The following is a 26,046-nucleotide window of genomic DNA, read 5'->3' on the forward strand; positions in this document are numbered from 1 at the left end:
CGTGCGATCATTGTTCCCGTTGCCGGTCATTTCATTTCATTGACAATCTGCTGCAGGTCGTCGCGCATTTTTGGCTTCGTCACCTGGGTGACCGTCATTTCCCCTTTGTCGTCTTTTTTGATGTTGATGTTCACCTTTCCAAACGCATCGCTCTTCTCCGGAAAATCCTCGCGATAGTGGCCGCCACGGCTTTCTTTCCGTTGGAGTGCTGCTCGGGCGATGGCTTCGGCCACGGTGATCATATGCGTCAGCTCCAGCGCGGTGTGCCAACCCGGATTATATCCCCGGTTTCCGCTGCAAGCCACGCGAATGATCTTCTCTTTGAGCTCACCGATATGTTTGAGGGCCTCTTCCAATTCTTTTCCGGTTCGAACAATACCCACCAGCTCTTGCATCCGGTCTTGCAACTGGTATTGGATCTGGAATGGGTTTTCTCCCGCTGCGCTCGATTCTCTTTCAAAAGGCGCGAGCGCCGCCGTGGCGATCTCCTGCACTTCACGTTCGTTGATCTTTCCGGCAGGCGTGTTCCTGGCATAGGCTGCTGCATATTCGCCGGCACGTTTTCCAAACACCAACAAATCGGAAAGGGAGTTTCCGCCGAGCCGGTTGGCCCCGTGCAGACCGGCCGCGCATTCCCCTGCGGCGAAAAGTCCGGGTGTGCTGGTCATCTGGCTGTCGGCATCAACTTTCACACCGCCCATAATATAGTGCGTGGTCGGACCTACTTCCATGGCTTCTTTCGTGATGTCGACGCCGGCGAGTTCTTTGAATTGGTGATACATGCTGGGCAGCTTTCGCCGGATGTGTTCCGTGGCATTCGGGATTTTCTCTTTTATCCAGGCGATGTCGAGGTAGACACCTCCATGCGGGGAGCCACGTCCTTCTCTTATTTCGCGCATGATGCAACGCGCCACATGATCGCGCGTGAGCAGCTCGGGTGGACGCTTTGCATTTTTGTCGCCTTGCGTATAGCGCCAGCCTTCTTCTTCATTGGTCGACGTCTGGGCGCGGTAAGATTCCGGCACATCGTCGAACATAAACCGACGACCGGCATTGTTTCGCAGCACGCCGCCTTCACCGCGTACCCCCTCCGTGATCAGCAGACCGCGAACACTGGGAGGCCATACCATACCGGTAGGATGAAATTGGACAAACTCCATATCGATGAGTTCTGCGCCGGCATGATACGCCAGCGAGATGCCGCTGCCCGTACAATCCCAGCTGTTGCTGGAGATCTTGTAAATTCTTCCCATGCCTCCCGTGGCGATGATCACCGCCTTGGCATGAAACACTTTGAAGAGGCCCTTCTCCCGATCGTAGCCAAAAGCTCCGACAACTTTGTCGCCTTCTTTCAGCAAATTCACGATCGTAAATTCCTGGTAGATGTCCACGCCGAGGTGGATGGTGTAGTCTTGCAGGGTGCGGATCATTTCGAGGCCGGTCCGGTCGCCCACGTGTGCGAGGCGTGGATATTTATGGCCTCCGAAATTGCGTTGCAAGATCCTTCCGTCATCGGTCCGGTCGAACACGGCGCCCCAGGCTTCCAGTTCTCTCACGCGGTCGGGCGATTCCTTGGCGTGGAGTTCGGCCATGCGTTCGTTGTTCAGGTATTGTCCACCGCGAAGGGTATCGGTAAAATGAACTTTCCAATTGTCGCGGTCGTCAACGTTGCCCAACGCGGCGGCTACACCGCCCTCGGCCATCACCGTATGTGCTTTTCCCAGCAATGAGCGGCAGACGACAGCGACGGAGACACCGGCAGCAGAAGCTTCAATGGCGGCCCGCAACCCGGCGCCGCCGGAGCCGATGACCAATACGTCGTGGTGATATGTTTCGTAGTTTGTCATTAGAAGATCCTCCAATCGGTCCAGATGCCCATGGAACAAAGGCGTACATAGATATCGGCAAAGGCAACGCCAAAGAGACTACACCATGCCCAGTTCATGTGTCGCTTGTTCAGACAACTGGCGCATGTGTAGACCTTTCGTTGCACCGGCGACTTTGAAAGCTGATCCTTAAATCCGCCCACGAGGTGACGGAAAGAGTGACAACCGAACGTATAGCCGCCCAGCAGGGTCGCATTCAGCGTGAGCACGATCGTGCCCACCCCCATCCCAAAATGTTCCTGACCCGTTGTGGGGTCGGTGAACCACAGGGCCTTCCAGGCATCATAGAAAAGCACGATGACAAAGAGTATGGCCAGGTATAGAAAATAGCGGTGAGCGTTTTGTAAAATGAGCGGCAGGGAGTTTTCGCCGCGGTAGGTTTTGCGGGGTTCCGATACGGCACACGCCGGCGGATCGGCCCAAAACGATTTGTAATAGGCCCCCCGGTAGTAGTAACAGGTGAACCGCATACCGCCTGGTGCCCAGAGAATGAGCAGCGCCGGAGAAAACCCCAATACCGTCGGCCACCAGGAAGGTTTTGGACCAAACCAGCTATGGGGGGAGTTGCCAAAGATCTCGGGTGAATAGAAGGGGGAAATATAGGGGCCGACCGCGTAGTGTTCGCCCTGGAAGGCCGCCCAGGTGGCATAGACGATGAACGAGAAAAGACCAATAAAGACCAACAGCGGGCGTACCCACCAGAGATCTTTTCGCGCTGTTTGGCCAAAATGATTCACGGCCAGTTGGTTTTAAGTCTTTTTCCTTCCTATGTCATTACATTTTCGGCATTAGATGAGAAATGGATTCAGGTGTTACAGAATCGTGTTTTATTTCTCTTCACGATCCAAACCTGCGAGATGTTTTCAGGCGCCTCGACGCCCCTAGACCGGCGTCGAATTCTTGTATGATGTTAGTTAAAAATAATGCTAAAAACAAACGGAAATTTGGCGTTTAAACCGCCTTAAACGGTCATAAACACCGGATTCAAGTCAACAAAAATCGCTAGTACATCCGTTGCGTACGAAGGCTCACCATGCTGAGAATTTCCAATAGAGAATGACACGGAACGGTAACATCAGAAAACTGGACAGGCTTCAATATACGTCCAGTTTTGCCCAATAATTGGACATGTATCGAAAGCTGTCCAGTTTTTAGTGTATTTCCGACTTCAACCCTTTTAAGCTTGCTTGCAACCCGGGTAAAACGGCAGCAGATGGATTGCTGCTGTCAATGGAGCACAACAAAAAGAGCCTCGATTACTCGAAGCCCTTTTACTACCTGACCTATTGACGGCGGCACGGTAATACAAAATAGATATTACTGACAGCCTTTGTACTCAAATGTTGTGTTCGCTGTACCGGTCTGTACGCCGGTTTTATCCAGGGTCTGGCTGGTGTAGCTGGTGGGAAAATCCTTCGCATTGTAGTCATAAACGTAAGTCGTGGAACTGCTGGGTTCAAAGCCGGTCATGGCAGCATTTGAGGTAAGGTAGTTCAACCGGGTGATGTTGCGCTTGGAGGTGAAATTTGCTCTCGTGGAGGGAACCACAGGATATCCCTTCTGGCGCGCATAGACGTAAGCATTTGGATTTTCTTTGGTGTCATATTCGTAGACGGTTGCCGACGATGGTTTTCCATTGATATACCGTTCCTCGCGCGCCACTAAACCCTCTGACGTGTATTCATAGTGATATTCTTCCGTATACCCCCCATCGGTTTCTATCGACTTGGTGAGTAAGCCCTTCTGATTATACTCCAGAAATGGAGTGATGGTATTTCCCACGCCGTCGGTTTTCGTGATCTTCGAAACAACATCGCCGTTGTACTCAATTTTGACCGACGAGTTGTTGTAGGTATTGGAGTATTTGATCAGTTTTCCACTATCGTCATATTCAAACTGCGTCGCATAGTTTGTCACTTTGCCGTCGCGGGTGTAGGCATAGGCTTCTTTGGTCAGGCGATCATTCGTATAAGTGAAATCTCCATTGGAGGTTTCGAACGTCGATTTGCCATCCCTGTCCGTACCATTGTATTGCGAGACCCGCCGCAACACAAATCCTTTGTCGTCATATTGAAAACTGATTTTTGATGTTGAGGTGGAGGTTTTTCCATCGCTATACGTATAATCATACTGATAGGACTGTTCCGTCTGATTTCCAGCCTCATCGTACGAAATGCCGTACACCGATTTGTACGTATAGGTTACCGCCACATCATACCTCCCCGTAACCGTGCTGGTTTGGGTGACGAGCTGACAGGCCGCGTTGGATCCGCTGGGGGATGGCGCGTCGTCTTTGTTGCAAGACGTGACCAATACGATGGCCACGACAAAAAGCATGGAAAAGCTACGGGCAAAGCCGCCCGGCATTTCCTGAATCTGGTGAATCCTATTTTTTTTCATAACCAACCTTTTTTTGACGAAGCAAAGGTATTGGCCAGGATCATGGCTGTCTATCACCTTTTTGGGTCATAGGGTGATAGGCGAACACACTTGTCAGGACATGCATGCGATCATGGGGTTGATTTTGGTTGAAAGAGGAGGATTCAAGTCAGATTCTGGTCGCGCCCGATATTATTTATAGTAATAGAACCAGTCACCAACAAGTGGTGTGGTGCCGTTAACTCGTCCAAACCCAAAAGCGCCGGGAGCCGTCTTATTCTTATCGATGCGCAGGGCATATCCGCCGGTGTTGTGAAGCATTCCGCCAAGTTGGAAATAGCAGAATCCATCCTGGAAATAGCATGGGCTCGATGCGGCGTAGTTGCTTTCCAGTATCGCTCTTTCTTCCGGAGAGACGATAAAGTCTTTTTCGTTCAATATCCAATCACCGTTCGTGCGATCGGCCTCGGGTATGTCATTTTTATGTTTTGTAAAAACCGAAATGGCGCGATAGTGATAGAGGTACAACGCCGGCACGGTCACCAGGTGACCGACGTAAAAAAAGACGGATAGTATAAGGATAACATGAAGGAATGACACCCTAACGCCTTCCCGGGTTCTGAATCGTTTAAAAAACAGGGGAACGATCAGGCCGAGAATAATGCATCCTTCCACGAGCACCATGAATGAAAACAGCCATGCGTTCAAATTCAAAATAAGGCTTCGAAGAATATAAAAAGCGATTAGAAACGTGGCGTTGGCCACTAAAAATACCAACTTCTGTTTTGGGGAATGGTGAGACATCGGGCGTGTGTTCATTGATTGCGTTTGATCGTTTATCCCAGGGTACGCATCAAAGCGTTCTTAGGTTCCGCGGTAGCAAGAGAGTTTTGTGAATCTGTCATGCTAGATCCAGCGTCTCACCGTTTTGCAATATTCGTGATAGCTTGTCCCGAAATCTTTTTTCAGACGCGGTTCTTCGCGGAACACAATAAACAGATTGAAAGCTGTGAAGATCCCGATGCTGTATACCAGCAGACCAGTCGATTGAGTAAAAATGGCCTCACCAATCAACATCAGCATAACACCAACATACATCGGATTGCGCGAGAACCTATAGAGCCCCGAAATGACAAGCTGCTTGGTTGGATCGGCGGGCGAGAGCGTGCCACGGCCATGGATGGCAAAATTGGCGATGCAGTGCAGGGTTATCCCGATCCCTGTAAGGCAGACCGCAATGCCAGCGTAGTGATGGATCTGGAATGCCTGGTCGGCACTATGCTCAAAATTTTTCCGGGCGATCAGAAAAGGGATCAGCCCCGCCACCACGCCGGGTTGCAGGATGGTAAAAAACAGATTTCTCAAGAATAACGACATGCTCATAGCGGCGATGCTTTCCTACCCAAAACTGCCCGTAGGGATTGTTAAAGTATCGAAAAAATTCCGCACATGCCATCCCGGATCGTCTGGTTCAGCGAGCCAAGGACGCCCAGAGGCCTTGCTTCGAGCCCGGCGAATTCTACTTCCTTCTACTGTTGATGCAAATCGTTACGGGATCGCCCGGAGCTTTGTTGATCTTCTTTTGCAGTTCAGATTTGATGGGCAATTTATGAGTGCCATCGCCGAGGGCCATGAATGCGCTTTGGAACGGATGTCCGTCGGCGGTGCCCTCTATTTTGACCAGTCCTTTTGTTCCGAAAAATGCTGCGGAGTTGGGCCACTTCACAAATGTCCATCCTCCCTTCGAGGGACTTTTTTGAAGAACGGCCTTGAAAGTTGCTAATGCTTTCTTTGTCATGGCTTTTTTGTTTGTGATTTTCTGAAAGTAAAGGTGGCAAGAAAATCTGCCGTGAGGCGGTGTGGCAGACGACAAACTACGGGGTCGATCGCGCCAGGAACACCCCGGGAAGTTGACCTAGGTTGGTCCTTTCCTGAAAAAACGAGCAAGGAGTAGGCTCTAACGAACTGAAAATCAACGCATAAATAGGAATTGGCAGGGCCGAACATTTTTCTTTCGCCCAGGGCGACATTTGCCAGGATTTGGTCCTTATACAGTCCACTGAAGCTGCCCCGAAGGCAGCCGTCCGATGGCATAGGCCCACCGTTACCAAATTGAAATTTTATGTTCCCATTTTGACATTCCGCTTTTGCTGATGGGTATGATGATTCTATTTTTCACAATGAAAAAAGGCCTCGAAAACGTTATAATCGAACCCTGGTTACTTCAAGTGCTCTCTGGAAATCTAAGGCATTATATTTGTGTGTTTGACACTTATCCGTTGTCAAACGATGCCTGGTTCAGGCGTCAACTGATTGTTATCTGCCACAACCTTACCGGACGAAAATTTCAAGCTGGCACCGGCCGGTTGGGAAGTCGTCCGTCCGGGTGCAGGCGTATGTAGTGTTGACTTTTTGAAAGAAGACCCCAATGAAAAAAGTTGCGTTGATTATTATCCTGTCCGGTATCGTCGTGGCGATCGGAGGCATTTTTTGGTATCAGGAGATGCAGTACCTGGCGCCCACGCCTGTGCCGGCCGGTTACCAGGTGATCCACCCGGAAGAGCTTATCCAATACGATACGGCACTCCTCCCGCAGCAACATAAAAAACCGAAGCTGCTTCATTTCTTTAGCCCCGAATGTCCGTGCTCCCGATTCAACCTGAAACATTTCCAGGCACTCCGCAAGGAGTATAGCCAGGAGATTGATTTCTACGTCGTGGTAGACAGTGAAGACAAGGTCGAACCCGCCAAGGGGCTGATCAGCGACGGGGTGACGATCGTTGTTGACAGCAGCAAGAAATTGGCAAAGGCCTGTGGTGTTTATTCAACCCCCCAGGCCGCCATCATACAGACATCAAATCGATTATACTTCAGAGGAAATTATAACCGGTCCAGGTACTGCACCAACAAAGAAAGCAACTTTGTTCAAATGGCCCTTGATTCGTTGGTGGCCAACAAGAGACCGCCTCTGTTCAATGAACTCGCCATACAATCCTATGGCTGTAGCATCCCCACAACTGAAGCCCCGGTGATACAATGAATGCATTCGAATTCCGCACCGGACAAATACCAGGTAGTTATGGTGCACTGAGCGAAAGCGAGCTGACGGATATCAAGAAGGGAATTTTTTTATTTGCCGATAAAGTAAATGAAGGATTGCTTTTCGCCATGTTCGTATTCGGGATATTCATCGCTTTTTTTTATGACACGTGGCTGGTGGCTTTTGCCGTAGGGGGATTGTGCCTGGCGGCGTATTTCATTTCAAAAAAGATGTTGCCGGAGTCGGACCTCTATCAATATGTGCTGAGTAGCGTCTCGGCGATCTTTGCGGCACAATTTATCTATCAGATGCACGGCATGGCCGAAATGCACTTTTGGGTGTTCATTTGTTCCACGATTCTGATCATCTATCAAAACTGGAGACTGCAAATACCGTTGATCGCCATCGTGGTGGTGCACCATGGCACCTTTGCCTATCTTCAATTCGCGGGATATAAAGAGATCTATTTCACCCAACTGGACTACATGGATCTGACAACATTCATTTTCCACGGCGTGTTGGCGGCCTGCGTTTGTGCCGTGTCGGCCTACTGGAGCCATATATTCTATAAACGCACCATCCAGGATGCAGAGAATCTTAAAGTACAGTTGCTGTTAAAAGCAGAGCTGCAGGAAAAAAATGAAGAGCTCACGGCCTCGGAGGAAGAGCTTCGTGCTTCGGAGGAGGAACTCCTGGCATCGCAGGAAGAATTGACCCAGATCAACGAAAACCTCAACGACCTGGTCAAGGAAAGAACGTTGACCATCATTGACCAGAATAAGAAGTTTGTCCACCACGCCTTTATCAATGCGCATAAAGTGAGAAGTCCGTTGGCGCGCATCCAGGGACTTGTCAACCTGCTGAGCTACGAAACACATCGGCTGAGCCCGGATGCGCAGGAGATTCATCGCCTGTTGAAAGCGTCCTCGATTGAACTGGATGATATTCTCCATGAGGTGAAGGTCAACCTCGATGCGGCGGAATACAAAGGGTTGCCGGAAGATCCTAGTAGCGAGGACTTGGTGAAGCGTGTCGTGAATTAATTCCGGATCATCAGTTTCTGTCGATACTCCAATTTTGATGTTTTGATCTCAATCGTGTAGAGTCCATTGGCAAAGGTGTGGACGGGGATGTCGGTGATGTCGGAAGTGATCGCGTCGCGGAGCACCATCAATCGTCCCGTGTTGTCATATAACGCGATCGTTTTAATACGGCCGCTTCCTTGTTTAACATGGATGACGCCTTCTTGCGAAGGATTGGCATAGACGGCCGGCGGGATTTCATCGAAGACCGATTGAATGGACGTGATGACGGAGATGGAAACCGGTGCCGAATAGCTGGTGATGCCATCGTTGTCCGTGATCCGCAACCGGTAATAGCTCATGGTTTGAAGCGGGGCGGTGTCCTCATAGGCATAGGTGTTTGTAAATCGGCCATTACTTACGGCTGCCACCGTGTCGAGGTCGGTAAAGTTCAGCATGTTGTCGCTGCGCTCGACAACGAAATTGTTGATGTTTGTTTCGAGCGTTGTGACCCATTCCAACGCAACGGTTTTTGTCAGCGTGACGGAGGCGGTGAAACTTTGAAGTTCAATCTCCAAAATGCCCGCGAAAAGATAATTGTCGACCAGAGCGGCGGATAGCGCAGCATTGTCATGACTGGTTATGGCCAGACCTGCGTAGACCGGCACACCAGCACCAAAACCAGCGTCTACGGGATTGCCCACTGGTGTCCATCCGATACCATCCGCGGAGCGATAGGCCGTGTAGACCGATCCGTTCTTCTCTACCTTGATCCACACCGGAGCATCGATTCCCGCGACGGCATTTTCTTCATGGCTGACGTCATCGGTGACGATCCGGTTTTGAAACGTGAGGCCGTTGCCGCTGGTCAATGCCAGGAAGGCGTGTCTGGATCCTGGTGTTAAGCTTTCGCGGAACATGATCCCGCACTTATTCAAATTGTTGATTTGATCTATGCTTGTCACCCGCGCTCTTATTTCTCCGCTTCCCACCAAGGTTTTAAAAGCAAAACGGAAAGCATCCTGCGTATTTCCAATGTCGTCGCCCGAGCCCTGCAATTCGAAGACCCCGTTGTTGTAACAAGCCGAGCCGGATACGCCAACCCCTCCAATATCCATTGTCGTCCATCGGGTTGGCAGGGGAGAACATGGGATGGTGCAGGTCACCGTTGAGAAGGAAGTCGACGCGGAGTAGTTGCTGGAATGAGTTGCGTCACAAACGCCTTGGATTTGAAAGAGATAGTCGGTTGCGCAAGCAAGCCCGGTGAGTGTGAGGGAATTTGTGGTCGATGCGATCGTGGTCCAGCTACCCGCCGTCACGGTTTTATATTGAACATTAAATTTTGTAGCGCCGGTGGCTTGCCAATGGAGCGAAGCCGCATTTTCGGAAAGGTTGTTAACACTGAGCGCAGTCGGGGTCGCACAATCCACGTGCTTCTTTCCAAACACTTCGAACTCCCACAAGGAGTAACCCCATTGCGTTCCGCGCGCTGTCCCATACATGCGTACATACCGCCCTGTGCCGCTCACCGGCAAATAGTTTTCAAGCGCGGTGTTGTTCGTTCTGCTCATCAGATCTTTCCAGGTGGCGGCATCATCGGAGACCTGGATCTTGAAATCTTTCGCGACGGCGGTTTCCCAGCGGAGGATGACATTGCACAGGTCATAACGTTCACCCAGGTCGGCATAGATCCATTGGGGATCGCTGGCGAGACTGCTCCATCGTGTGGCCAGGTTGCCGTCGAAGGCCGCGCTGGCCGGGCGGTTCACATTTTCAGTTGATGACGCCACGGCCGTTTTCTTCAAGCCGATGTTTTGTGAACTGCATTGGTCTGCCTGGACATTTCCGGTCATGCCATAAACCACCAGTTGGTTGGAGAACGTGGCCAGATACACTTTTCCATTGACGACGGTTGGGCAATTGAACTTGGCATAGTTCCCCGGAGGGTCGGTGGTGTATTGCGTCGAGTTCCAGATTTCCTTGGTCACATCCGTTGCTGCAAAAGCTCTTAATATACCGGGGCGAACCGATTGATTGGCGTCGCCATTGGCAGCAAAACTGGCCCAGAGGATGGCCGTGGAATCCACCGACCCGTTGGAAGACACCGCCAGCACCGCCCCATTGTTGCCGACCGGACCCTGCACGCCGCTGTTGATGGTATTGTTCAAATCGAACAGGTTGGTACTTCGATTAAACGGATATGCCTTTAATAAAGAATTCTCGGACCAGGAGTATACAAATTCTTTTTGCTGGCCTTTATAATAGCCCAGCGATGAACGAAGGTGAGCGGTCGCTCCGAGATCGATGGTCTGAAGGACATTATTGGTGGTCGCACTATAGCCTCCCATGTTGTTGCGGTCCAGCAGGTAGATGCGGCCATCTTTACATGCTGTCATGGCGCGGTTGGTGTTGGGGATCAGCAACACTTCGGTCACTCCAAAATCGAGATCGGTCGCTTCCAGTTCCGCGATGTTTTTTGGTGTGAAGAAGGTGCTCACCGTTAATGTAGATCCGGAGGGAACCAGTTTCAAAGCACTCTCCGAACGATTGGTGAGGTCGGAAGGGTTATTGGTCACCCCGACAGACCCATTTCCCACCGATGCATAGATGTTGCCGGATTCATCGGCCGCCGGCGCGGCACCACTCATCCAAATCCCGCCGTTGTAGCCCTCGGGTGTCGTATTGTAAACGATCTTCTGCGCCAGGGATGATTTGTCATAGCCCAGGATCCAACCGTGATAAGGTCCCCAATCGCAATGTGAAGCATAGGCGATGTAAACAACGCCGTTGAGTAAGAGTAGTCCGGAGCGCTGGTTTTGCTTTTGTGGATTAAAGTTTACGACGCCATTGACATTGCCACTGCCGTGACCATTCACTTGCGCCGTTATTAGTTTGGGGCTGTTGGCTCTTTCGTGACCAGTGAGGATATCCAAAGCGTGTAGGTGCTGTTGAAAGGTGTTGGTGGTGGTATTCACACTTCGGGCGACCACATACAGCGTGTTTGTGGCAGGGTCGATCACGGGCGTGCCCACGATGCCCATATTGCCGGAGAAATCTTTATAGCCACCGCCGCAGGCACCCGTCATGTCGGTATTTTTTATGGCCCGGCTTCCGGCGGGAGATAAATTTACCTGCCAGTAGGCCGTCGTTACTTTGGCGGAGTCGGCATCAAAAGCATATACCGTATTATTGACCGTGGCCACAAAAACAACATTCTTCTTACCGACCACCGGCAGGTTGACATTCAGCATGACCAAAGGCTGGGCATAGATTTGATCGTCTACTGCGCGGACAAAGAGTTTGCCAAAGGAACCCGGCTTCACGTTTTTTGTATGGAGGATGGTTTCCTGGGCATTCCAACCCGTTCGGTTTAAATCATTATGTTGGGTCAGCACACCCACTTGTGCTTTTACAGCAAAAGAAAAAAGCATCAGGAACAGGGGGAGGTTTGCTTTGACTTTTTTCATAGGGTCTAATGAACGATTAAGTCAATGGTAGGGGACGATAGGACACACTCTAATATAGCGATATTTATGAAGGTCGCCGTCATAAAAAAGCTTGTGCAGTCTACAAAAGGCTGGAATCCCCGCCAGATTTTATGCGGGGCATTTGACTGGGTTATCGATCGGGCGAAAAATATAGTTTCCTGACAAAGGCCGATGCCCCGCCGGTTGGCGGTCAGCTTTCGGAATCGTGAAGGCCAGTTCATTTTGCTCTTCCGGCCCAGGCTCGCTGACGGCAACTGTTCTCCTACGCTAAGGCCTCTGCGCACACGGCAGGCTCATTCCGAGCGAAGGCTGTTCACCGGGTTCATCATGGCCGCTTTCAAGGCTTGCCAGCTGACGGTCAATACGGTAATGACCAAAGAAAGAACAAAGGTCACTGCAAAGATCCACCAGGATATTTCCGCGCGATAGTCATAATTTTCCAGCCACGCCGCCAAAAGATAATAGGATGTGGGAATCGCGATGAGGCAGGCGATGATCATCAGGAAAACAAAATCTTTGGATAGCATTTTCCATAGACTGAAAACCGAAGCACCGATCACTTTGCGGATACCAATTTCTTTGGTGCGCTGCTCAGCAACAAAAGATGCGAGCCCCGACAATCCCAGGCAGCTGATCAGTATGGCCAACACAGCAAATACAAAAGCCAGTTTTCCAACGCGTTCTTCCGCGGCAAATTTTAATGCATATTCCTGGTCGGCAAACTTATAGTCGAAGGGCGCGGACGGAATTAATTTTTTGAAGACGGCTTTGATCTTGGGAAGCGCCTCGCCCACACTAGTCTGTGGATTGATCCTGATGTTGAACCAGTTTGTGCCGTATTTACTCAGAAAGAAGACGGAAGGCACAGGAGGAGCGTATGGTGATTTCACGACCATATCCTTGATCACACCGATGATGGTGAAGCTGGTGAATTTGCTGCGCCATCCGCCTTGCCACCGCAAGGTTTCACCCACGGGATTTTCAAAGCCCAACAGTTTTGCTGTGGCTTCGTTGATGACAAACCCTGCAGAATCGCTGGCAATGTTTTCTGAAAAATCGCGTCCCTTCACAAACTGCCAGCCGATGGTCTTTCCATACTCGGCCGTCACGGTCAGGGTCGCAAATTGAGGTGCGTATGCCGGGTCTTTTCCACTCCAATCAAAACCGCCGTTCTCGGACCAGATGGCTGTCGGCGGGCTTGACGATTCGGCCATTTCCAGCACGGCACCGGTATTTTTTAACTCCGTAAAAAGCACGTCCTGCTTGCCATGAAAATCCGGTGTGGTCATTTGGATCATCAGCAATCCATCGCGGCTATAGCCTACCGGGCGGTTTTTGGCAAACTGGATCTGTTGGTAGACCATGATCGTCCCGATGATCAACGTGACCGACACCGTAAACTGCGTCACCACAAGCACCTTGCGGGGAAGGGAAGCAAGCTTGCCAACACGGATAGATCCCTTCAGCACTTTGACGGCGTTGAAGGAGGACAGATAAAGGGCGGGATAACTACCTGCCAGCAACCCGGTAAACAAAATGAAAACAAAACTGGCCAACCAAAAGTAGGTGTTCATCCATGGCATCTCGATTTGCTTATTGGCCAAATGGTTGAACCAATTGAGGGAAGTCGACACGGCGACCAGGGCGACTACAAAAGCAAGGCCGACCGTTAAAAACGACTCGGTGAAAAATTGATTCATCAACTGCTGACGCGCCGATCCGACAGCTTTCCGGATGCCCACCTCGCGGGCCCTTTTTTCAGAACGGGCCGTGCTCAAATTCATGAAGTTGATGCAGGCCAACAGCAACACAAATGCCCCGACGATACCGAAAAGCCACACGATCTGGGTCGCGCCGCCCGCCATGACGCCGTTCTTCCATTCCGATCGCAGGTGCCAATCTTTCATAGGATGTAAGACGAGCTGCGGGTTGACGTCTACATAACCTTTGTTTTCGCGGACGTTGTTCAGGATGGCATCCTTGATCTGGGTGGAAGCAGATTCAAAGGTGGTGTGATCGGCGATCGCTACATAGATATTGAGAAAGTCGTTTGTGAAGCTCACGTTTTGCACCCACGCATTGGCCGAGAACAACAAGTCGAACGGCGCGTAGAATTTCATGTCGTGGAAGTCGGTGTTGTAAGGAAGGTCCTCATACACACCCGCAACCTTCACATCCATCCGGTCGCTGTTGTCGATCTTCAGGAGCTTGCCCATAGGGTTGTCGTCTCCGAAAAGGGCCTTGGCGGCGGACTGAGAAATTAAGATCGAATGCGGATCATTCAATCCGGACCACGAACCTTGAAGCATGTTCAAGGTGAACATTTCAGGGGCGGCACTTTCCACAAACTCACCCCGCAGCGACAGCGTTGTTTCTCCCGAGGCCGAAAGGATATGGTCACCCGCCAAAGCCGCCATCACCACCTGTTGGAATTGATTTCCGTATTTGGTTCTCAGCTCATCGCCAAGGGCGTTTGGCAAGGTCGTGGTGGAGACCGTTTCCCCGTTCACGTGGAGGGTTCGCATGACCCGCGCAATGCGGTTGTAGTTTTTATGATAGGTATTGAAGTTCAATTCATCATAGATCCACAAACCGATCAGCATCGCCACCGCCATCCCCATGGCCAGGCCACCAATGTTGATGAAGGAGTATCCTTTGTTCCTGATAAGATTTCTCCACCCGATCTTGAAATAGCTTTTATACATACTGTATGGGTTTAAATTTTTAGAGCTCCCTGCCTTCCGGATGATCCCCGGGCGGAAGAGCATGGTCACGTCGAGGATAAATCTCCAGTCCGCTTTTTTCTTTCCTAATGTTTTCAAACGCCTTTCATAAACCTCCATGAGGTCGCCCTCGATGTAGCCGAGCACCTTGGGGTCGCAGTACCACCGGAAGAAACGAAGAAAGAATTGAGGTGGGGCCTCTTTGGGTTCCATGCGCTTCATCTTCCGAGGTTGATTTGCAGTACGGTCTTTGGTATCGCTTTCCAGAGTTCGTCTCGAGTGGCTTTCGAATATACCATGGCTTTTTTGCCCAGGGCTGTGATTTCAAAATAGCGCTTGGGGCGGCCGGCTCTTTCTTCCGTGGCTTCACCGGCAAAGGATTTTAAGTAGCCCTTGTCTTCGAGTCTTCTGAGCGCCGTGTGAAGGGCACCCATGCTCACGCTTCGCGAAAGCCGGGATTCGATTTCGTCCTTTATGGATACGCTGTAGGCTTCGTTGTTCAAGATCCCAATGGTGAGAATCACCACTTCCTCAAATTCACCGAGCTGATATTTCTTCATGTCCGAATGATTATATCTAAATGTAGGAATAATAATTGTGCCAATGTCCAGGATAGGGGGTAACGTTATTTTTTAGCGTGTTTGGATGGCCTTCATAGTCCGTAGTTGAACGAAGGTTGACCGGATGCGGCCAGGGGGAGGGAAAGAAAGCATTTAACCGCAAAGACGCCCTCCTTCGCTAAAGCTTCGGCGGGCAAGCAAAGTTAACGTAAAGCTTAACTTTACACCCTTCCTTGCGGTTTAACTGCATTTCATTTATTAAACTCAAAAACAAACTCGCCGGCGATCGATTCTGCCCTGCCGCCTTCTTCGAGTATCGGATAATTGGAGATTAAGGATAGCGAGAGATGCGTATCGGTCGACGACCGGATGGTCACCAACATGTCGTCATCGCGGGTGAATGCCGTTGCTTTATCATCGGTAAAAGCCCACGTGCCCGACGCCGGCCAAACCGGGTCGCCTTGATCGGTCGTGTAGGTGTTGGCAGTGAACGTCAAACGAAGGCCTGCAAACGCGTCGGTCTTGTCCTCGCCGTCTGCGGTTACACCGACCACGTTCCATGTGCCGGAGGTTAATAGTTTTCGCATCTTGTCCTGGGCGCTCTCCTCTTTGGAGGCGCTGCAGGAGAACAACGTGACCAGGAATAACAGGAAGGTCAGCGGCCGGATTTTATCGGGGGAAAGAATGGAGTTCGGCATAGGATAATTATTATTTCAGTAGTTTTTTTGTGATGGTTTGTTTTCCGTTGGAAACTTTCAACACGTAGAGGCCGGCTTTTAAGGCGGTCACGTTGATGACAAATTTTCCATGGCCGTCGTCCTGGTGAACGACACGTCCGACGGCGTCGTATAAGTTCAGCTTCACGGGACTTCCCGAGGACAGTGCCTCGGCATCAACCACCAGTTGGTCGTGCATGGGATTTGGATAGACATTGACCGACCCTGCAGGATCTTCGATGCCGGTAACAATGAAGGTCCTTTCGGCCGAAGGTTGACTCTGGCAGTTATCGATGGTCACCACAACAGAATACGTTCCGGCGTCGTGTACCGTGAGCGTGCTCTGGGTCGCATTGCTTATCGGCTGGCCATCTTTAAACCATTGATTTCCGCCGGGACTGCTGGACGTGAGTACGGGCGCAGAAGGATCCGCGTCCGAAACCGAAACAATGGGTTGGGCTGGGTTGATGCAGAAAGTTTGTGAGGTGCGTGGAGCGGGAGCGAAGGTGGTGTTCCCAGGCTGATCGGCAAACACGGTGACGGAGCCTGCCTTTAGCAATGTTGCCGTGCTGCCGACGATGGAGACTTTGTCGGATGTACTCGAAAAGACAACCGCCAATCCGGAAGTGGCCGTTGCCGATAAGGCGAAAGCCGGATCACCCCATGTTTTCGTCGACACAACGGGGAAGCTGATGCTTTGCGCGGTCTTCACGGTGAGTGTTTGCATGACATTGGGCGCTGCCGTGTAATTCGCGTTGCCCGCCTGCAATGCCGTGAGCACAGTCGTCCCCGTGCCGTGAACCGTAACCGTATTGCCCGACACCGTGGCAACGGCACCGTTGCTGCTGGTGTAACTTACCGAAAGCCCCGACGATGCTGTGGCCTGTAGCGTGAAGTCCGGATCGCCCGGCACTTTTACCGGGAGCGCACCAAAGACGATGGTCTGATCACCTTTTAAGACGGTAAGCGTTTGTGATACGGGTGTTGCCGGATTGTAGATCGTGCTGCCCGGTTGGCTGGCCGTGATGGTGGCCGTGCCGACGCCCGTCATCACCACGATATTTCCGGAAACTGTCGCCACCGATAGGTTGTCGCTCGCATAGGTCACGGTCAGTCCCGAGCTTGCTGTCGCGTTAAGATTAAAATCTCCATCGGATATTTTCTTGGAAGGCAAAGCATTGAACGTGATCGCCTGGTCTGATTTTCCTCCATTGCCGCCACCCAACGTACCGTCAGCCTGTACGCGCTGGGCGTAGATGTCCAGCGTCGTGTTCGTCCGGTTGTCTATCCAGGTGACGATGGCGCCACGGGCACCATCGGGTATGAGCTTTGGATTTTGTTGTACGAAAGTGGTGTTGCTAATGGGCGCGCCACCCGACGCCCACAAGTTCTGGCCGCTGGCATCCAATCGCTGGGCAAAAATATCTTTGAGGGCGCCAATGGGAGCTTGGCCCGTGTAATCCTCCCAGGCAATGATCGCCCCGCCGTCGCCGTCTGAAACGATTTGTGGATTTTCCCTGCCGGCGTTACCCAGCGCAACACCGGCGCTGGCCCATTGTTTTGCGCCATTACTATTGACGCGCTGGGTCACCAGGTAGCTTGCATAAGCATTATTGAATCCGCTTCCGCTTTGCCAGGCGATGATTGCACCACCAGCACCATCGCCCGTCACGACAGGCCGTGATTGCGTAGCGGGTGCAACGCCAATACCCATGCCGTTGCCTGTCCACAACATGTTGCCCGTAGCATTGATGCGTTGGCCGTAGATGTCCATGTTCAAAGCGTCGGCGTTGTCGGCATCGCGGTCGTCTTCCCAAACGATGATGGCGCCGCCGCTGCCGTCGCTGGTCAACTGGGGATATTGCTGGTAGCGGTCATACACGGCAACGCCCACGCCATCCGTTTCCCAGACCTGACCGCCCGTAGCGTTGATGCGTTGGGCATAAACATCCACACCGGTAGTAGTAGTCTGCGTATTGCGATAATCGGTCCAGGCCAGAATAGCGCCACCGTTTTTGTCGGAGATAATTTTTATGTCTTCCTGCCGGTAGTAGGCTTCCGTTACCGGATTGTTTTCGGGCCAGCTCAAGGATCCATTGGCCGTCACCCGTTGAATATAGACGTCCTTCGCAGCATCCATCTCCAGGCCGTCATCGATCCAGGCGATGAGCGCGCCCCCCTGGCCATCGGTCGTGATGACGGGGTTTGTTTGCCATCCTTCGGAAGCCGACACGAGTATGCCGCCGGCGGGCCATTGTGCCTGACCAAGTCCGTTCAATCGCTGGGCATAAATATCAAAATCATTTCCATTGCCCAGATCAACCCAGGTGATGATCACCCCGCCGCTGCCATCTTCCACCACGGCAGGCACAAAACTTTGCGAGGTGCTGACGGCAATGCCATCGATGGTCCATTTGATCAAGCCGTTGGCATCGATGCGTTGCGCATAGATTCTGCTTTCACCCCGGTAGTCCGTCCAGGCCATGATAGCGCCGCCACTGCCGTCGGAGGCGATGGCCACCTGGTCCTGGTTGAGCGGCGCGGTGCAGATGGCATTGTTGGCGTAGGCACTGGAAGACCACTGTGCCGCTGCGGGCGGTGATGAAAGAAAAATTCCGGTCAGGATGAGCATGCCAAAGACAAGCTTCCTGCAAAAGGAGTTCATGTTATTTTTCATGGCATCGTTGGTTATGTTGATTTTTAGTTCGCCCTCACCAACCGGAATTCTCCAGACACCGCATGTTCGATGGGCGACTGGCAGCTGATGCCAAACTCGGTTTTATCCTCATATAGTTTTCCAGAGAAAGAACCGCGCACATAACCCTCTTCATCCTTGGGGTCTTCGAGAAACGTTATCGAAGTCTCGCCGCACATGTACTCGGTATCGCAGTAATCATTTGGCATTGGGGTTCGCTTCGTGTAGCTCAGCAAATACCCGGTTTGCTGACCTATCGCAAACGACATATCGTCATCACCGTCGTTGTTGAAACACACCAGGGAGCGTGTGCCCTTTGTGGGGCTCTTCACCGCGAGTGCAAACCCATCGATCAGATTGATGCTGCCCTCAACCCGCGTTCCCACGATCTCCAGAACGTCTTCATCCGACAGCCCGCTGTTCGCGATTGAGATGTCGTTGCCGTTGGGTGGGATTGTTCCATTGTATCCATATTGATAATACACATGTGTTTGTCCGTCGACGGTGACACTGAGATACAGATCACTGTCTACAACGGTGATGTTGGAGGTCAGCAAATACTTGAGCTTCCTCCCTTCCTTGTTGGATGCTTCCAGCTCCACCGACACGGCAACCGGATTCACAGAAGGTATTTTGTCCGGCGCTGTGTAGGTGGCCGTGTTCTTGCTGGACTCCAGCTGACCGTTGCTGTTGGAAACCGGCGCTGCGCTTCCGTTCAGGGTCCACTCCTTCACTTTGAAGGTCATCATCCGCGACTCTACCGGCGGGATTCTGGTTAGCGGAACCAGGTCATCGCTTTCGGAGGTGATCGGGGCGAGGGGCACCAGTTCGTCTTCTTCATCGTTGGGCGAGAACCCGGTGATGATCAGCTGAATCGCGTCGCCCTTCATCACCTTTGTCGAAGCAGGGGTCAGCGACAGGTCGATGAACTTGCCGGCTGCCCAGTCGCTGAAGTGCGTGGTCGCTACGGAAACTGTTTTTGCCGCGGCATTCACTTCGCTTTTTAGCAATGCGTTCCAGCTTCCGTCATCGGCCTGCGTGATGATCCACAGGAAATCTTCCGGAATGCCCGTCAGCATTTCCGTGGTATAGGAGAATGTCAGCTTCACCGGCACGGCAAACGTGAGCCCCTCCGGCTGCAGCCGGTAGGCGGCGCCGACACCGAGCGGGCCTTCGTTGGTGATCGGTTGGATGGAAATGTTGGTGTTGGCCGATAACGCCCCGGCTGGGACGGTCAACGTGAATTGACCATCCGAAGCCGAGAGACTTCCGCCTTGGGCGCCGATTAAAGCCGACGTTGGCTCACCGTTGGGTGTGCCTTCGCCGGTGATGACAGGATCGTTGTGCTGGGGTGACGGAGACGGATTGTCGGCATCGCTGCAAGAGGCCAGCACCATCGCCAGGGTAAACATCCACGCGCAGCCTGTACGCAAACGAGGGGATGTTGAAGTTGAAACACGGAATGTTTTCATAAGAGGGTCTTTTTTGATGATGTAAAAGTGCGGCGTGCAAACAGAAGATATGATCCTGTAAAAACAGGATATTTCAACGGCGTCGAAAAAATCATGGAAAAAGAGGAGAGGAAGGCGCGGCATGCAGCCGTTTATTTGTATTGTAGATGGTTAGAATTTAAATTCAGGGAAAAGACCCACCCTATGCCTATTCACCCCCAACCGAGCCAACGGCTTTTGAACGTCAGTTCTTTTATCGCAGTAGCGTGCGTCATGACCTTCCTGCACATTTGTGCATCGGCACAGATCCCCTCCTCCGCGCAAAAGGAACTGATCGACAGCTTGGAAAATAAAATCAAGATCGAAAAAAATGATACTGTAAAAGTGAGGCTCCATTTTCAGATCGCGAACAAGCTGCGCACGGCCGATACCACAGGGGCCTGGCGTCATCAGCGTGAGATCGTGCGCCTGGCTACGGAAAAGGAGAACGACTATTTCCGCGGAGAGTCGTATTTGCTGGCAGCTACCCTGCAACTCGCGAATCACCCGGTGGAAGGCATTGCCAACTTCGAAAATGCAATCCGGATCTTTGTGAAGTACCCTGGAAATCGCCGGGCGAATCTCGCGTTAGGCATCGCGTATATCAACCTCGGACTGCTCCACTATCAACACAACGACTATGAGACGGCCATCGAAAATTACCTGAAGGCCGAAGACATTTATCTGAAGACCGATCCCCATCACAGCGACCTGGGCGTGTTGTACAGCAATCTTTCCATCGCCTACGGAACCATCAATAAGTACGGGGAAGGACTGAAGTTTAGCAAAAAAGGACTTGACTTTGCGCGTAGAGGCAACGACAAGTCCAGCCGCATGGGCGCCCTGTATGCTTACGGGGGAAACCTGGTAACAGCAAAGAAAGGAGACGAAGGATTGATCTTCCTCGACTCTGCTAAAATGATGGCTACGGAAATGAATAATCCGAACTACCTCTACGGCAGCGATTTCATGAAGGCCATGTACTACTATAACACCAAGCAGTACGACGAGGCCATCAAGTATTACACCGCATGCCTGAACTTTGCCAAGAAATATAATTCCAGTCCCGACATCGGCAACAACTATCTGAACATCTCGGCGTGTGAAGCCGAACTAAAGAAACCACGGCAGGCAGCCGCACACCTCGATTCTTCCGCCAAATACCTCGACTATTCCATCTTGTCGGTATCCAAGCAGAATTATTTTGAGAACTATGCCGAAGTGTATAAGCAGCTGGGCAATTTCACAAAGGCGTTTGCGTACAAGGACTCGGTGGGGGCCATCAAAGATTCACTTTACAAAGCCGATAACATTAAACAGTTGGAGTTCCGGCAGGCGCGCTATAACTACGAGAAGCGGCAAACCGAAATCGAACAACTGGAAATTGGGAGGCGGCTGCAGGAAGCAACGATCAAACAAAAAAATATTCTCAACTACCTGCTGATCGGTGGCACCGGCGCGTTGCTGCTCATTCTGTTCCTGTCGTACCGCACCTATAGTCAAAAACAAAAGCTCCAGTTGCAGCGTATCTCCGAACTTGAAATTGAAAAAAAACTTGCCGCCACCGAAGCGGTGCTGAAAGGCGAAGAGCAGGAGCGCACCCGCCTGGCAAAAGACCTGCACGATGGCCTGGGTGGCATGCTGTCGGGCATTAAATATGGACTGAATACTATGAAAGGAAACCTGATCATGACGCCTGAGAACGCGCAGGCCTTCGAACGCAGCGTGGATATGCTGGACAGTTCCATACGCGAGATGCGTCGCGTGGCGCACAACATGATGCCGGAAGCGCTGGTGAAATTCGGCCTGGACACCGCCCTGCGGGACTATTGCAATGACATCCACCAAAGCGGTGCCCTTCAAATCAATTACCAATCCCTCGGCCTGGAGAATGCCCCCATCGACCAGACGACGGCGATCACCATCTATCGCGTCATCCAGGAGCTGGTGACGAATATTGTGAAACATGCCGGAGCACAATCGGCCATCGTGCAGGTGACCCGGAATGATGGCGCGTTATCCGTTACCGTGGAGGATGACGGAAAAGGATTTGACACCACCATCCTTCGAAGGTCCAACGGCATCGGCTGGACAAACATTCAGAACCGGGTGGAATTCCTCAAAGGCAAACTCGATGTAAATTCTCAACCCGGAAAAGGGACGTCTGTACTCATTGAACTGACCGTGTAATGGCAACTTCCATTTTTATTGTCGACGATCACTACATGGTGATTGAAGGCATTCGCTCCCTGCTTCAACCCGAAAAGAAGATCGAATGGATGGGGCACGCCATGACCGCGGCATCGTGCCTGGCTTTTCTGCAACAAGAACAGCCGGACGTCATCCTGATGGACGTCAACCTCCCGGATAAAAGCGGCATCGAGCTGTGCCGGGAGGTGAAAGAAAAGTACCCTCGTATTTCAATCATCGGACTGAGTTCGTTTAATCAGCAAAGCTTCATCCAGAAAATGCTGGAGCACGGAGCTTCGGGCTACGTGCTGAAGAATGCAACGCGCGAAGAGATCATAGAAGCCATTGAGGCCGTGACTGAAGGCCGCAAGTTTTTGAGCTACGAAGCCGCCATGACCGTAAAGAAGAATGAGGACTCGAAAATGCCGATCCTGACACGGCGGGAAAAGGAAGTACTCACCCTGATCGCGGAAGGCCTGACCAATCACGAGGTAGCGGATAAACTCTTTATCAGCACCACTACCGTCGATACGCATCGCAAAAACCTGTTGGAGAAATTCGGCGTGAACAACACGGCCGTGCTGATCAGGTTGGCGGCGAAGTATCAGTTTATTTAAAGGTCATTGTCTCCGGATCTACGGGTTGATTTTAACGCTGCCGGACTTACCGTACACGTTTTTGCTACTCTACTTTTATGATCGTTGCTTGCCGTGCTATCAGACTCCAACTGTTATTGCCATACTGCCACACATGGGTAAACCTTCTGGTCACAACTTTGCCTGCATTGATCTGCTTGCCTTGTGGTTTGATCACTTCTCCGCCCATGACGATGGCGACGTTATCATTGAATGCGATTTTCTCAATGTTTCTTTCAAAGGATAGATAATGAAGGTCGCCCGATCTAAAATGCGCTTTCGTCCCCTCAACGGTACCCACCACATTGGCCGGCGTGTTGACGATCATTTTTGGTGACCAGATTTTGTCAAACAGTGGGAGGGAGTCACCTTTCAATACCGATTCCCTCTCGAGTTTTTCCAGTCGTCTTATCTCAGGTTCCCGGGGGTCTTGCGCGGATGCAACAGGAGGAACTCCCGTCACACAGCATAAAAGCGCAAGTAACTGAATGAAGCGTTTCATATTTTATGGTTTAAGGTTTGTGTATGCGACCCTAAAGCTGGTCATGTCTGAATATACGCATTACTGGATCGGGCGTCAAGAAAAAAGACGCTCAAGATTTTGTTAAGCGCTTTTACTTTACCCAGGTTGGGCTGGGCAGGCCAGTTGTGAGTTGAATACAGCCCTTACTTGTTTTTCGCATTCAGCCACTATGATTGTCGCATTCACACTGCAACAGCATCGGATGGGTTGTCGAGATTTGTCATAAAACAGAGAATAACATGAGAAAGATAATGGTTTTGTCAATGATCTCGCTGGATGGAGTGATGCAGGCACCGGGTGGACCGAAGGAAGATACATCAGGCCGATTCCAATATGGCGGCTGGACTGCACCCTATGGTGACGAAGCTTATGCCACGGCCGTGAAAAAAGAGCTGCAACCTGCAGACTATCTTTTGGGTAGGAAAACATTTAAAATCTGGGAGAACTACTGGCCCAAACATGCTGACTTTTGGCCAGGCATCAATGAAGGGACAAAATACGTCCTGTCCAAGACGGTGAAAAAGTCAGATTGGAAGAAGTCAATTTTCCTCAAGGGTTTGGCGGATATCAAAAAGCTCAGGAATTCAAACGGGTCCGACATTCAGGTCTGGGGCAGCAGCGAGCTTATTCAGCTGCTACTCAAGAACGATCTGGTAGACGAACTCTGTCTCAAAATTCACCCGTTGATCCTCGGCAAGGGGAAAAAGTTGTTTGCCAATGGCGCAGTTCCGGCGGCATTTACACTAACGGAGAGTTCGGTCACCTCAAAAGGAGTGATCTTGGCCAACTACAAGCGAGCCGGAAAAGTCAAGACCGGTAAGGTTGGGGCTTGACCAGAAGTAAATGAGACGAAATTTTCGGGAAGGTTTGGGCTGATTATTTCTTAAACGCTTCGCTCATCTTTTTAAAAAGCAGCCTTACGTCGAAATAAAGTTCACCTTTCTTTTCATCGCGGTCCATAATGCTGAGCTTGTCCGCATATCCCCCGTTACAGGTCAGCAAAGCTTGCGATCCGGTGCTGTAAAGTCCGAGGTAGTTAATGAGTGCGTACTCTTCGGTGGTGGTGAGGGTTACATAAGGCTTGTCACAGGTTCCATCGCCGGTGAAGATCATGGCTTCGTACAGTCTCTGGACACGGCGCTGGTAGCGATCGGCAATTTCATTTTCTCCCTTGCGCCGGTGGGCGTACATCAATTCGCGATACATCGAAGCGCTTACCGGGTTTTCCTTCAACAATTCCTGCTCGTGCTCCAGCGTCTTGTCGTAGTTGCCATCTTTGTTGTTCTTATAAAGATCACCCGACAGATCTGAATACGGACTATAGGTCTCTGTCTTCGCATACCCCAGACAAAGAAGATAGGTCTCCCATTCATTGATCAGGTCGTCTTCCAAAAATCGTTTAAGCAGCTTTTCATAGGCATACGGGCTTTCCGCATTCAGGGTAAGGGCCTGTAATGAATCGAAGTTGGAGATCACGGAATATTTGATGCCGTGGTCGACCTTTCTGTGGTCCGATCTGCCGATGCTCCGAAGGCGTGCGGTTTCCTGGATCTGCTCGACCTTTTTTGTCAGGTCGTCCACCTTGCCCTGCAGTTTTTTATTGTCCGGTTCCAGCTTTAGTGCGCGCTCATACAGGGCCAGGGAGGTCCTCATGTCTTCATGCACCCGGAGCAGGTAGTCGGCGAAGTCGGACCAGATGGCGGCGTTGGTAGAATCGATCTTCAAGGCCTTGTCGTAATATCGCCATGCCTCCTGAGCCTCCGCGAAATCGAATGCCCCGACAATATTGGCGTGCCGCCAATGTGGCGCAGCACTGTTGGGGTTTTCTTTTAGGTCTTTTTCATACCGTTTATTTTCGGCTTTCGATTTTTTGTCGTTCTTTTTATAGTTGTCTTTTTGCGAAAAACCGTCAATGGTAATGAGCAGGCCAAACAAGATGATCGAAGCAGCGGTCAATCGGCGGAGGAGGAGCATAGAACGGGGGTTAAGGTTGTTTAAAATACGAGTTTGTATCAAATTTATTATGCAACGTTGTTGAAAAAAAATCAAGTTTGTGTTCGATCGAAAGAACAATTATATAGCCAAGTTACTGTGGCGGGCCGCCGTTGTCAATGATCTTTATTCAGACTTTGGGATAATTCAAGTATTCGTTCTCAATTCGCTCCAAACATTCTTCCAGGGTTGCAACAATAAAATCCCGATCAACGGTCACCGAGAAAAGTTTATCGATTTTGTCAGCTGGACAGGGTTCTCTCCAACCGGACCATAAAAACTTTATCGCTCCATTGTCGTTGGTCATTGTAATTTGGTAAGCGTCTGTTGTTTCATCAATTGAAAGATGGCAGGCGGCCCACACTTTATTGTCTAAAATTGGCAAATGGGAAAACTCAGGTTTGAAATCTTCTTCTAGCTGATTGGCTTTCCAAATTAATTCAAATAGCTCTTCGTTATTTTTGTTCCTGAATTCAGGATGGGAAAAAGAACTAAAATCATGCTTGAACTTGTCTTTGAGCCGCTCAAGCGTTCCCTTCCAAGTACTTAAGAAGCAGGATTCATCTTCGTCACCGATGATTTGTCCCCCTAACACTAAATGACAATAAGCATAATAATGCCCACTGTCTTTATACGAAAAGCCAGGAACATACCTTATGGCAAAAGTATTTTTGTCACCAATGAACACTTCGTTTTCTAAACCCATA

The 26,046-nt window shown here is 51.0% G+C and carries 20 protein-coding genes; 5 read left to right on the top strand and 15 right to left on the bottom strand.

The genetic code is table 11. The features are described from left to right. Positions 1-26 precede the first annotated feature (26 nt). The 6 genes from BUB30_RS21255 to BUB30_RS21280 all read right to left on the bottom strand — a co-directional run bounded on the left by BUB30_RS21255 (position 27) and on the right by BUB30_RS21280 (position 6,063). Positions 27-1,847: a fumarate reductase/succinate dehydrogenase flavoprotein subunit gene (locus BUB30_RS21255; protein ID WP_073137970.1), complete on the bottom strand. Its 1,821-nt coding sequence runs from the start codon at positions 1,845-1,847 to the stop codon at positions 27-29. After that, the gene (locus tag BUB30_RS21260; protein WP_221408770.1) at positions 1,847-2,623 is read right to left on the bottom strand and encodes a hypothetical protein; all 777 of its coding nucleotides are present in this window, start codon (positions 2,621-2,623) and stop codon (positions 1,847-1,849) included. The genes BUB30_RS21255 and BUB30_RS21260 overlap by 1 nt, the downstream gene beginning before the upstream one ends. A 580-nt stretch (positions 2,624-3,203) precedes the next feature. Then, positions 3,204-4,286, bottom strand: coding sequence for a hypothetical protein (locus BUB30_RS21265; protein WP_073137973.1), 1,083 nt, complete (start codon positions 4,284-4,286; stop codon positions 3,204-3,206). 171 nt (positions 4,287-4,457) lie between these two features. Continuing rightward, complete coding sequence (locus BUB30_RS21270) at positions 4,458-5,069, bottom strand: hypothetical protein (protein ID WP_143165023.1); 612 nt, start codon at positions 5,067-5,069, stop codon at positions 4,458-4,460. 102 nt (positions 5,070-5,171) lie between these two features. Continuing rightward, entirely contained in the window at positions 5,172-5,648 is a 477-nt protein-coding gene (locus BUB30_RS21275; RefSeq protein ID WP_073137977.1) for a methyltransferase family protein, read from the bottom strand. Between the two features lie 136 nt (positions 5,649-5,784). After that, positions 5,785-6,063, bottom strand: coding sequence for a DUF1905 domain-containing protein (locus tag BUB30_RS21280; protein WP_073137979.1), 279 nt, complete (start codon positions 6,061-6,063; stop codon positions 5,785-5,787). Between the two features lie 630 nt (positions 6,064-6,693). On the opposite strand from BUB30_RS21280, the gene BUB30_RS21295 reads away from it, so the two are divergent. Next, entirely contained in the window at positions 6,694-7,305 is a 612-nt protein-coding gene (locus tag BUB30_RS21295; protein WP_073137985.1) for a DUF6436 domain-containing protein, read from the top strand. Next, a complete protein-coding gene (locus BUB30_RS21300) occupies positions 7,302-8,348 on the top strand; it encodes a hypothetical protein (protein WP_073137987.1) in 1,047 nt (348 codons plus the stop codon). Before BUB30_RS21295 ends, BUB30_RS21300 begins: the two co-directional genes overlap by 4 nt. Here BUB30_RS21300 and BUB30_RS21305 read toward each other — a convergent pair. The 6 genes from BUB30_RS21305 to BUB30_RS21330 all read right to left on the bottom strand — a co-directional run bounded on the left by BUB30_RS21305 (position 8,345) and on the right by BUB30_RS21330 (position 19,981). After that, positions 8,345-11,794, bottom strand: coding sequence for a discoidin domain-containing protein (locus tag BUB30_RS21305; protein WP_073137989.1), 3,450 nt, complete (start codon positions 11,792-11,794; stop codon positions 8,345-8,347). The genes BUB30_RS21300 and BUB30_RS21305 overlap by 4 nt on opposite strands. A gap of 314 nt (positions 11,795-12,108) precedes the next feature. Further along, positions 12,109-14,760, bottom strand: coding sequence for an ABC transporter permease (locus tag BUB30_RS21310; protein ID WP_317044217.1), 2,652 nt, complete (start codon positions 14,758-14,760; stop codon positions 12,109-12,111). After that, the gene (locus BUB30_RS21315; protein ID WP_073137991.1) at positions 14,757-15,098 is read right to left on the bottom strand and encodes a PadR family transcriptional regulator; all 342 of its coding nucleotides are present in this window, start codon (positions 15,096-15,098) and stop codon (positions 14,757-14,759) included. Before BUB30_RS21315 ends, BUB30_RS21310 begins: the two co-directional genes overlap by 4 nt. A 251-nt stretch (positions 15,099-15,349) precedes the next feature. Next, entirely contained in the window at positions 15,350-15,796 is a 447-nt protein-coding gene (locus BUB30_RS21320) for a hypothetical protein (protein ID WP_073137993.1), read from the bottom strand. 10 nt (positions 15,797-15,806) lie between these two features. After that, complete coding sequence (locus BUB30_RS21325) at positions 15,807-18,491, bottom strand: T9SS type A sorting domain-containing protein (RefSeq protein WP_084138292.1); 2,685 nt, start codon at positions 18,489-18,491, stop codon at positions 15,807-15,809. Between the two features lie 23 nt (positions 18,492-18,514). Further along, positions 18,515-19,981, bottom strand: a complete 1,467-nt coding sequence (locus tag BUB30_RS21330; protein WP_178377161.1) for a hypothetical protein — start codon at positions 19,979-19,981, stop codon at positions 18,515-18,517. 183 nt (positions 19,982-20,164) lie between these two features. On the opposite strand from BUB30_RS21330, the gene BUB30_RS21335 reads away from it, so the two are divergent. After that, positions 20,165-22,189, top strand: a complete 2,025-nt coding sequence (locus BUB30_RS21335; RefSeq protein WP_178377162.1) for a tetratricopeptide repeat-containing sensor histidine kinase — start codon at positions 20,165-20,167, stop codon at positions 22,187-22,189. Continuing rightward, the gene (locus BUB30_RS21340) at positions 22,189-22,806 is read left to right on the top strand and encodes a response regulator (protein ID WP_073138001.1); all 618 of its coding nucleotides are present in this window, start codon (positions 22,189-22,191) and stop codon (positions 22,804-22,806) included. The genes BUB30_RS21335 and BUB30_RS21340 overlap by 1 nt, the downstream gene beginning before the upstream one ends. Positions 22,807-22,870: 64 nt before the next feature. Here the strand turns inward: BUB30_RS21340 and BUB30_RS21345 are convergent, their stop codons facing one another. Continuing rightward, positions 22,871-23,326 carry a nuclear transport factor 2 family protein gene (locus tag BUB30_RS21345; RefSeq protein WP_073138003.1) on the bottom strand — a complete coding sequence of 152 codons (456 nt, stop codon included), beginning with the start codon at positions 23,324-23,326 and terminating at the stop codon, positions 22,871-22,873. A 260-nt stretch (positions 23,327-23,586) separates the two neighbouring features. Between BUB30_RS21345 and BUB30_RS21350 the strand changes: the two genes are divergently transcribed. Then, positions 23,587-24,180, top strand: coding sequence for a dihydrofolate reductase family protein (locus BUB30_RS21350; protein ID WP_073138005.1), 594 nt, complete (start codon positions 23,587-23,589; stop codon positions 24,178-24,180). Between the two features lie 43 nt (positions 24,181-24,223). Here BUB30_RS21350 and BUB30_RS21355 read toward each other — a convergent pair whose 3' ends face one another. Further along, entirely contained in the window at positions 24,224-25,321 is a 1,098-nt protein-coding gene (locus tag BUB30_RS21355; RefSeq protein WP_073138007.1) for a DUF4919 domain-containing protein, read from the bottom strand. A gap of 148 nt (positions 25,322-25,469) precedes the next feature. After that, a complete protein-coding gene (locus BUB30_RS21360) occupies positions 25,470-26,045 on the bottom strand; it encodes an Imm42 family immunity protein (protein WP_073138009.1) in 576 nt (191 codons plus the stop codon). Position 26,046: the final 1 nt, after the last annotated feature.

Source organism: Chryseolinea serpens (genome assembly GCF_900129725.1).
Taxonomy (GTDB): Bacteria; Bacteroidota; Bacteroidia; order Cytophagales; family Cyclobacteriaceae; genus Chryseolinea; species Chryseolinea serpens.

Coding starts and splice junctions, on each gene's coding strand:
- BUB30_RS21255 (WP_073137970.1), bottom strand. CDS start 1,847: ATGACAAACTACGAAACATATCACCACGACGTATTGGTCATCGGCTCC.
- BUB30_RS21265 (WP_073137973.1), bottom strand. CDS start 4,286: ATGAAAAAAAATAGGATTCACCAGATTCAGGAAATGCCGGGCGGCTTT.
- BUB30_RS21270 (WP_143165023.1), bottom strand. CDS start 5,069: ATGTCTCACCATTCCCCAAAACAGAAGTTGGTATTTTTAGTGGCCAAC.
- BUB30_RS21275 (WP_073137977.1), bottom strand. CDS start 5,648: ATGAGCATGTCGTTATTCTTGAGAAATCTGTTTTTTACCATCCTGCAA.
- BUB30_RS21280 (WP_073137979.1), bottom strand. CDS start 6,063: ATGACAAAGAAAGCATTAGCAACTTTCAAGGCCGTTCTTCAAAAAAGT.
- BUB30_RS21295 (WP_073137985.1), top strand. CDS start 6,694: ATGAAAAAAGTTGCGTTGATTATTATCCTGTCCGGTATCGTCGTGGCG.
- BUB30_RS21300 (WP_073137987.1), top strand. CDS start 7,302: ATGAATGCATTCGAATTCCGCACCGGACAAATACCAGGTAGTTATGGT.
- BUB30_RS21305 (WP_073137989.1), bottom strand. CDS start 11,794: ATGAAAAAAGTCAAAGCAAACCTCCCCCTGTTCCTGATGCTTTTTTCT.
- BUB30_RS21310 (WP_317044217.1), bottom strand. CDS start 14,760: ATGAAGCGCATGGAACCCAAAGAGGCCCCACCTCAATTCTTTCTTCGT.
- BUB30_RS21315 (WP_073137991.1), bottom strand. CDS start 15,098: ATGAAGAAATATCAGCTCGGTGAATTTGAGGAAGTGGTGATTCTCACC.
- BUB30_RS21320 (WP_073137993.1), bottom strand. CDS start 15,796: ATGCCGAACTCCATTCTTTCCCCCGATAAAATCCGGCCGCTGACCTTC.
- BUB30_RS21325 (WP_084138292.1), bottom strand. CDS start 18,491: ATGAAAAATAACATGAACTCCTTTTGCAGGAAGCTTGTCTTTGGCATG.
- BUB30_RS21330 (WP_178377161.1), bottom strand. CDS start 19,981: ATGAAAACATTCCGTGTTTCAACTTCAACATCCCCTCGTTTGCGTACA.
- BUB30_RS21335 (WP_178377162.1), top strand. CDS start 20,165: ATGCCTATTCACCCCCAACCGAGCCAACGGCTTTTGAACGTCAGTTCT.
- BUB30_RS21340 (WP_073138001.1), top strand. CDS start 22,189: ATGGCAACTTCCATTTTTATTGTCGACGATCACTACATGGTGATTGAA.
- BUB30_RS21345 (WP_073138003.1), bottom strand. CDS start 23,326: ATGAAACGCTTCATTCAGTTACTTGCGCTTTTATGCTGTGTGACGGGA.
- BUB30_RS21350 (WP_073138005.1), top strand. CDS start 23,587: ATGAGAAAGATAATGGTTTTGTCAATGATCTCGCTGGATGGAGTGATG.
- BUB30_RS21355 (WP_073138007.1), bottom strand. CDS start 25,321: ATGCTCCTCCTCCGCCGATTGACCGCTGCTTCGATCATCTTGTTTGGC.
- BUB30_RS21360 (WP_073138009.1), bottom strand. CDS start 26,045: ATGGGTTTAGAAAACGAAGTGTTCATTGGTGACAAAAATACTTTTGCC.